This is a genomic window from uncultured Caballeronia sp. (assembly GCF_964243625.1).
In the GTDB taxonomy this organism is placed as follows: Bacteria; Pseudomonadota; Gammaproteobacteria; order Burkholderiales; family Burkholderiaceae; genus Caballeronia.
Genome location: NZ_CAXTGZ010000136.1, coordinates 5282 through 13044, shown reverse-complemented (window position 1 = coordinate 13044; position 7763 = coordinate 5282). Strand labels below are relative to the sequence as shown.

Genomic DNA, 7763 nt, shown 5'->3' with positions numbered 1-7763 from the left:
CCGGCCACGCGGAACTCGATCTGCTCGAGCCCGTACGCGCCGCCTTCGGCGAGCGGCACGAGCGCGACCTCGAAGCTTCCGCCGGCCATCGATAATTCCTGCATCCCCTGCGTAACCGCCGTGCCGAGCGACTTCGCGGCTTTTGCGCGCGCTTTCGACAACACCGTCGCTTCAGCCAGATAAGCTTCCTTCGCCTTCATCACGGCGGCGCGCAACGCGTCGAGATCGGCGGCGGCGTCGAGCGCGGCCAACTGGCGGCGCCGCTCCGCGTGTTCCTCGGGCAACGCTTCCGGCTGCATGCGGAACTTGCGCGCGGCCGAATGCAACTGATCCATCCGATGCTCGACCTGCGCCAGACGGTTCGGATCGAGTTCCAGCCGCTGCGCGTAATGCGACAGCGAATACGACGCCTCCTGCAACTGGATCTCGGCGGGTTCGAGCGACGCCAGGACATCGGCAAGTGCGGGATCGATATCAGCGAGACCACGCAGCTTCGACACGATCGCGGCAAGTTGCGTGATCATGGCTTCGTCGGATTCGGACAGCGCGTTCAGCGCGCCTTGCACGCCATCGATCAAACTGGCCGAATGCGATAACCGGTGATGCTCCCCGCTGACGTCTTCCCATTCGCCGGGCTGCGGCGCGAGCTTGTCGAGTTCGCTCAGTTGCCATGCCAGGCGCTCCCGCTCCAGTTGCAACTCGCGGTCACGGTTTTGCGCAAGTTCCACCGCGTGCGTAGCGTCGCGCCAGACCCGATGTGTCCGCGCCACTTTCTGCGCGGTTTCGAGCAGGCCGGCGTGGGTATCGAAGAGTTCGCGTTGCGCGTCAGGACGCATCAGCAATTGATGCGCGTGCTGGCCGTGAATGTCGACGAGCATTTCGCTCAGCTCGCGCAACTGCACGAGCGTGGCCGGCGTCCCGTTGATGAACGCTCGCGAGCGGCCGCCGGAATCCACGACGCGCCGGAGCATCACCGTGTCGCCGTCGCCGGTTGCGAGCGCATGTTCGTCGAGCCACTGCACGACCTGCGCGTGCGTTGAAAACTCCGCGGTGATATCGGCGCGTGCTTCACCCGTACGCACGATGCTCGCGTCGGCGCGGGCGCCAAGCGTAAGTGCGAGGGCATCGATAAGAATCGATTTCCCCGCGCCGGTTTCACCCGAAAACACGGTGAAGCCGCGCTCGAACTCGAGGTCGAGCGCAGAAACAATGACGAAGTCCCGAATCGATAAATGACGGAGCATGGGTGTTTAGAGTTTCGAAACGTCTTCGTGCGAAGGATATTCGTTCCAGTGCAGCTTCTTGCGCAGGGTGGCGTAATGGCTATAACCCACCGGATGCAACACTGGCACGGTATGCCGCGATCGCCGCACTTCGATTGTGTCGTTCAGCTCGACGGCAGTGAATGACTGCATGTCGAAGTTCACGTTCACATCACGCCCGCCGATGATCTGGATATCGACCTGGGAGTCGTCCGGCAGCACGATTGGCCGATTGGACAGCGAATGCGGCGCAATGGGTACGAGCACGAATCCCCCCAGTTGCGGGTGAAGAATGGGTCCGGAGGAAGACAGCGCGTAGGCGGTCGAACCGGTTGGCGTCGCCACGATCAGTCCGTCCGAGCGCTGGTTGTACATGAAGCGCCCGTCCACGGAAACACGCAGTTCCGCCATGCCCGAAAAGCCGCTTCTGTTCACCACTACGTCGTTGAACGCCAACGCGTGGTAGATCGGCTGGCCGTCCCGGACAATGCGCGCTTCGAGCAGGGTCCGCTCTTCGCGCTCGAAACTGCCTCCCAGCATTTGCGGAACGAGTTCCTGCATTTCGGCAAGCGTAATGTCCGTGATGAAGCCGAGCCGACCGTGGTTCACGCCGATCAGAGGCGTCCGGTACGGCGCCAGTTGCCGCCCGAGGCCAAGCATGGTGCCGTCGCCGCCCAGCACGACCGCGACGTCCGCGCGCGCGCCGATCTCGGGCGTGGTCAACGCCGGATAATCGGTCACGCCGACTTCCTGCGCCGTATCGGCTTCGAACACGACGTCGAAGCCGCGCTTCGCGATGCAGGCGGCGAGCGCCGTCAACGGCTCCCTGATGCCGGGCGTATTGTTGCGCCCTACGAGCGCGACGGTCTTGAATTGGGTGCCAATATCCATGGCGGCATTACACCATAGGTGAGTGTCGAAAAGAACCGCGGGCCGCGTCGGGATTACCTTTGGACCGGGTCCGGGATGTTTCCGGGCTGTCCCGTTACGGTAAGCTCCGGCGCGGCAGTTAATTCTCGTTAGAATGATGTGCAACATGAATTGATGACGGACGAATGAAAAAGGGCGGGTTGCTCTTGTTCCTCCAGTCACCGCGTTCGCTGCTCCAACCACGTTGAGCTAAAATTTCCCCATGCTAGACCCACGTGCCCAGACCCTCCTCAAAACGCTGATCGAGCGATATATCGCAGAAGGTCAGCCGGTCGGTTCTCGCACGCTGTCGCGTTACTCCGGCCTCGAGCTCAGTCCCGCCACCATCCGCAACGTGATGTCGGACCTGGAGGACCTCGGGCTGGTGGTGAGTCCCCATACGTCGGCGGGCCGGATTCCCACGCCGCGCGGCTATCGGCTCTTCGTGGATACCATGCTGACCGTCGAAACCACCGACGACGAAGCCATGACCTCCGCGGTCAAGATCAAGCTGCAAGGCGGCGAACCGGCGAAGATCGTGGCCGCTGCCGCGAGCGTTCTGTCGAATCTGTCGCAATTCGCGGGCGTCATTCTCACGCCGCGCCGCAGCCATATGTTCAAGCAGATCGAGTTCATGCGGCTGTCGGACAAGCGCATTCTGCTGATCATCGTCACACCTGAAGGTGACGTTCAGAACCGCATCATGGCGACCCAGCGTGACTATTCGCCGTCGCAACTCACCGAGGCGTCGAATTACATCAACGCGAATTTCGCTGGCTTGTCCTTCGACGAAGTACGCCGCCGACTTCGCGAGGAAATCGACGCGCTTCGCGGCGACATGACAACGCTGATGCAGGCAGCGGTGGCCGCGAGCGTGGACGAGACCGATCCCGGCGAGACCCTGCTGATTTCCGGCGAACGCAATCTGCTGGAAGTGGCGGACCTCTCCTCCGACATGGCGCGGCTGCGCAAGCTTTTCGACGTATTTGATCAAAAGACGAGTCTCCTTCAATTACTCGACGTGTCGAGCCACGCCCAGGGCGTGCAGATATTCATTGGCGGCGAGTCGAATCTCGTGCCGATCGAGGAAATGAGCGTGGTGACCGCGCCATACGAGGTGAACGGGAAGATCGTCGGCACGCTCGGCGTGATCGGACCTACACGCATGGCGTACAACCGCGTCATTCCAATCGTCGATATCACCGCGCGGCTCTTGTCCCTCTCGCTCAGTCAACAATAAGCCGGTTCCGAAGGGGGAAAATCCCGCAATCCCCCGTCCGACAACTCATCTTGCCCCGTGCGAAGCCGCCGCGCCACTAGGCCGATCGGCCGATGTTGCGTTCCGAAACGCGCCGCTATAATGGGTTTTACTCAATCACGCTGGCTTGCCGAGCTTCTCTTATATGCGCTACGACCTCGAGTTGCCCTCGCAGCCTTCCGCTTCGCATCGCGTTGCCGTGCTGCTGATCAACCTCGGCACGCCGGACGCGCCCACGCCGAAAGCGGTGCGCAAGTACCTCGCCCAGTTCTTGTCGGACCCGCGAGTGGTGGAGATTCCCGCAATTGCGTGGCAGGTCATCCTGCGCCTGGCGATCCTGCCGTTTCGCGGCCGTGCGTCGGCGAAGAAATACGCTCAGGTCTGGTTGCCGGAAGGCTCGCCGCTGCGCGTCTACACGGAAAAGCAGGTCGAGGGGCTACGGCGACTCTTTGCCGTGAACGACTACCATGTAATCGTCGATTACGCGATGCGCTACGGTTCGCCAGGCATTCCCGCGATGCTGAACCAGCTCAAGCTGGAAGGCGCTGAGCGCGTGTTGCTCGTGCCCATGTACCCGCAGTATTCGTCATCGACCACGGCAACCGCCTTTGACGATGCGTTCAATGCGTTGCGGCGCGTACGTAATCAGCCGGAATTGCGCACGATTCGCCATTACGCAGACCATCCGGCGTATATCGGCGCGTTGGTCGAGCAGGTTCGCGAATACTGGCGCCAGCACGGGCAGCCGGACTTCGCTTCGGGCGACAGACTGGTGCTCAGCTTTCATGGCGTTCCCAAACGGACGATGGACCTCGGCGATCCGTATCACGACCAGTGTCAACAGACGGGTTCATTGTTGATGGCGGCACTCGGGCTTTCGCCGGTCGAATGCCGCGTGACATTCCAGTCGCGGTTTGGTCCCGCTGAATGGTTGCAACCGTACACGGCTCCTACGCTCGCCGAACTGGGCGCCGCCGGTGCGAAGCGCGTTGACGTGTTCTGCCCGGGCTTCACGTCGGATTGCCTGGAAACGATCGAAGAAATCGGCATTGAAGTGCGCGATGACTTCCTGAAGGCCGGCGGCAAGGAGTTTCACCGGATCCCCTGCTTGAATGCATCGCCGGCGTGGATCAAGGCGCTCGGGGAAATCGTCGCGCAGCATCTGCAAGGCTGGCCGGTTCAGACGCCACAAGCCTTGAGCGCCGCTGCATAAGGTTCGAGCCATGAACTACGCCATCTCAACCGATTCCAGCGCACGCCTTCGTATCGACAAATGGCTGTGGGCGGCGCGTTTTTTCAAAACGCGTTCGCTCGCAAGCGATGCCGTAGAGAAGGGTCGCGTGCGGATTGGCGGCGCGAACGTGAAGCCATCGAAGGACGTGCGGGTCGGCGATCTGGTGGAGATCGAGATCGAGCACGTGCTCTGGCAAGTGGACGTGGTGGGGATCTGTGAAGTACGCGGTCCGGCACCGGTTGCGCAGACGCTTTATAAGGAAACAGACTCAGGCCGGGAGAAGCGCGTGGCGGAGAGCGAGCGCAGAAAGACGTACCGGGAACCGGCGGCCGCGCTGCAAGGCCGGCCGACCAAACGGGACCGGCGAATTATCGACAAACTTTCAGGTGCTGACTAAACAGGCTTTCCATGGTGGCGGACACGCCGCCATACTCCACGTTGTGATCGTTCACCGCGCCCGACATGCAGATAGTCGTTGTGCCGCCAACGAGTACCAATGCGACCACCGCAATAGCTAAGGTCAGTTTCATGGCACTCCTCGTGGCAACGCAAACGGCTCGAAATACGGACGCTGACATTGGCTCAACAGCTCACTTCAGCGAATAAACAACTTGGAATCTGGCTTTCGTAAGATTAGGGTTAACTAGTGCTTCCGAAGACATGATCGAAGTGTAGGTGACGTGATCGTCCGGCTCAATCTCAATCTGATCACCGGCTGAAAATGGTTGTAACGGGCCGTTTCCGGACTGTAGAAACGACGCCGAAAACCGCGTGCAACCCCTTGAAAACGCTCACGCCAGCCTCAAGTACGTTTTCAGGGTAAGCATTGACGTGCCTCGATTCATTCGTGCTACCTGCCGATACAACCGTGGTGTTTTAGCAACGTTGGCGCGGCAGGTATCATCGGCAGCTTTCCGATGGATCGAAACCGCAACGGTGCTTTCGATTTCATCCGTTTTCATCCTTAGCAAAAATCTCAAGCGACATGGAAAACACGCAAGACAACTCCGCGAGCCAGAATTCCACGCCCGGCGACGAAACGGCGGCTCAACATACCCAGCAGCCGAACCCGGCAGACGCAGCTTTTGCGACGGAAGCGGGCGACGTGAACGAAACCGAAGCTCTGCTCGCCGAAGCGCAGGCCAAGGCTGCAGCGTTGCAGGAAGAGTTTCTGCGCGCGAAAGCCGAAACCGAAAACGTGCGGCGCCGGGCGCAGGAAGACGTCCAGAAGGCGCATAAATTCGCGATCGAAAACTTTGCGGAAAACCTGCTTCCCGTGCTCGACAGCCTGGAAGCTGCGCTTGCGCACTCATCGACCGATCTTGCGAAAGTTCGCGAAGGCGTCGAGTTGACGCTGCGCCAGTTGACCGGTGCGCTTGAAAAAGGGCGCGTGGTCGAAATCAATCCGGTAGGCGAAAAATTCGACCCGCACCGTCATCAGGCGATTTCGATGGTTCCGGCCGACCAGGAAGCGAACACGGTCGTCACGGTGCTGCAAAAAGGCTACGTGATCGCGGACCGCGTCTTGCGACCGGCGCTCGTGACCGTCGCCGCGCCGAAATAGACATCGTCAGGCTGAAATCACCTTTGTCATGGCCAACATCCCCGTCGATGCGACTGCGTTTTCCGTTTTCGAGATGCAGGAATTGAGCGCCGAGACGTTCGATTCCGGCTTGGTATCGGCGGGAGACGAGTTGGCTGTGGTGTTTTTCTGGGGTTTCGAGTGCTTCAACTGCGAGATTGCCAAAAAAGCGATGCTCGCCAAGCCGGACGAGATCCGGGCGCTCGGTTTGAAATGGTTTCACAGCAATGTCTACGAGCACCGGGACCTTGGCCGGCGTTTCATGCTGCATGGCGTGCCGACGTGGTTTTTCTTTTACCGCGGCAAGCGCCTTGGGCGCGCGACCGGATGGCATGGACTTGGGCAGTTCAAGGCCGCTGTGGAAGCTGCTCGCGAGAAGATCCGGATGCTCGGCGCGAAGGCGTGAGCCGATTCCCCGAAAAAGTTGCAGTCAGGATAAAAAAAATGAGGTTGCGTCGGTTTTTGGTCTTGAAAACGATGCGAACGCTCTTATTTGGCGTACAGGGTTAAATTTTGGGCATCGAGAAGCGTTTTTGAACGATAAACACGTTGAAAACGCAAAACCGGATGCGCTGCGATCAAAGTCAGGAGAGTGATAAAAATGGGCAGAATCATTGGTATCGATCTGGGCACGACGAACTCGTGCGTGGCGATCATGGAAGGCAACACCGTCAAAGTGATCGAAAACGCGGAAGGCACGCGTACCACGCCGTCGATCATTGCTTATGTCGACGACAACGAAATCCTCGTTGGTGCGCCGGCAAAGCGTCAGTCGGTGACAAATCCGAAAAACACGTTGTACGCAGTCAAGCGGCTGATCGGCCGTCGGTTCGACGAAAAGGAAGTGCAGAAGGACATCGCGTTGATGCCCTACAAGATCGTGCGCGCCGATAACGGCGACGCCTGGGTTGAAGCCCGCGATCAAAAGCTGGCACCGCCGCAAATCTCGGCCGAAGTGCTGCGCAAGATGAAGAAGACCGCTGAAGACTATCTCGGCGAAGAAGTGACGGAAGCCGTGATCACGGTGCCGGCGTACTTCAACGACAGCCAGCGTCAGGCTACGAAAGACGCAGGCCGTATTGCTGGTCTGGACGTGAAGCGCATCATCAACGAACCGACTGCAGCCGCGCTCGCGTTCGGCTTGGACAAGAACGAAAAGGGCGACCGCAAGATTGCCGTCTATGACCTGGGTGGCGGCACGTTCGACGTGTCAATCATCGAAATCGCAGATGTCGACGGTGAAAAGCAGTTCGAAGTGCTGTCCACGAACGGTGACACGTTCCTGGGTGGTGAAGATTTCGACCAGCGCGTCATCGAATACATCATTGGCGAGTTCAAGAAGGAACAAGGCGTCGATCTGTCGAAGGACGTGCTCGCGTTGCAACGCCTGAAGGAAGCGGCGGAAAAAGCGAAGATCGAGTTGTCGTCGGCGGCTCAGACTGAAATCAACTTGCCGTACATCACGGCTGACGCGTCGGGTCCGAAGCACTTGAACCTGAAAATTACGCGTGCGAAGCT

General features: G+C 59.7%; 9 protein-coding genes. 6 read left to right on the top strand and 3 right to left on the bottom strand.

All coding sequences use genetic code 11. The features are described 5' to 3' along the window. On the bottom strand, positions 1-1244 hold a 1244-nt coding region (locus ACFFAR_RS11870; protein ID WP_174364394.1), incomplete at its 3' end, for an AAA family ATPase. Between the two features lie 6 nt (positions 1245-1250). Further along, positions 1251-2153: an NAD kinase gene (locus tag ACFFAR_RS11865; RefSeq protein ID WP_062169188.1), complete on the bottom strand. Its 903-nt coding sequence runs from the start codon at positions 2151-2153 to the stop codon at positions 1251-1253. 241 nt (positions 2154-2394) lie between these two features. On the opposite strand from ACFFAR_RS11865, the gene hrcA reads away from it, so the two are divergent. The 3 genes from hrcA to ACFFAR_RS11850 all read left to right on the top strand — a co-directional run bounded on the left by hrcA (position 2395) and on the right by ACFFAR_RS11850 (position 5060). Then, on the top strand, positions 2395-3411 hold the full coding sequence (gene hrcA, locus ACFFAR_RS11860) for a heat-inducible transcriptional repressor HrcA (RefSeq protein ID WP_056356176.1): 1017 nt from the start codon (positions 2395-2397) through the stop codon (positions 3409-3411). A gap of 163 nt (positions 3412-3574) precedes the next feature. Next, a complete protein-coding gene (gene hemH / locus ACFFAR_RS11855) occupies positions 3575-4642 on the top strand; it encodes a ferrochelatase (protein ID WP_061998486.1) in 1068 nt (355 codons plus the stop codon). Positions 4643-4652: 10 nt separating this feature from the next. Beyond that, on the top strand, positions 4653-5060 hold the full coding sequence (locus ACFFAR_RS11850) for a S4 domain-containing protein (RefSeq protein ID WP_174364392.1): 408 nt from the start codon (positions 4653-4655) through the stop codon (positions 5058-5060). On the opposite strand, the gene ACFFAR_RS11845 is transcribed toward ACFFAR_RS11850, so the two are convergent. Continuing rightward, positions 5032-5193: a hypothetical protein gene (locus ACFFAR_RS11845; RefSeq protein WP_162916028.1), complete on the bottom strand. Its 162-nt coding sequence runs from the start codon at positions 5191-5193 to the stop codon at positions 5032-5034. The two genes, ACFFAR_RS11850 and ACFFAR_RS11845, sit on opposite strands and share 29 nt — an antisense overlap. Positions 5194-5648: 455 nt before the next feature. On the opposite strand from ACFFAR_RS11845, the gene grpE reads away from it, so the two are divergent. The 3 genes from grpE to ACFFAR_RS11830 form a co-directional block, all read left to right on the top strand. Then, complete coding sequence (grpE, locus tag ACFFAR_RS11840) at positions 5649-6227, top strand: nucleotide exchange factor GrpE (RefSeq protein WP_061998488.1); 579 nt, start codon at positions 5649-5651, stop codon at positions 6225-6227. A gap of 28 nt (positions 6228-6255) precedes the next feature. Next, a complete protein-coding gene (locus ACFFAR_RS11835) occupies positions 6256-6651 on the top strand; it encodes a thioredoxin family protein (protein ID WP_174363493.1) in 396 nt (131 codons plus the stop codon). Positions 6652-6846: 195 nt separating this feature from the next. After that, positions 6847-7763: Hsp70 family protein (locus ACFFAR_RS11830; RefSeq protein ID WP_375507920.1), on the top strand; the 917-nt coding region annotated here is incomplete at its 3' end.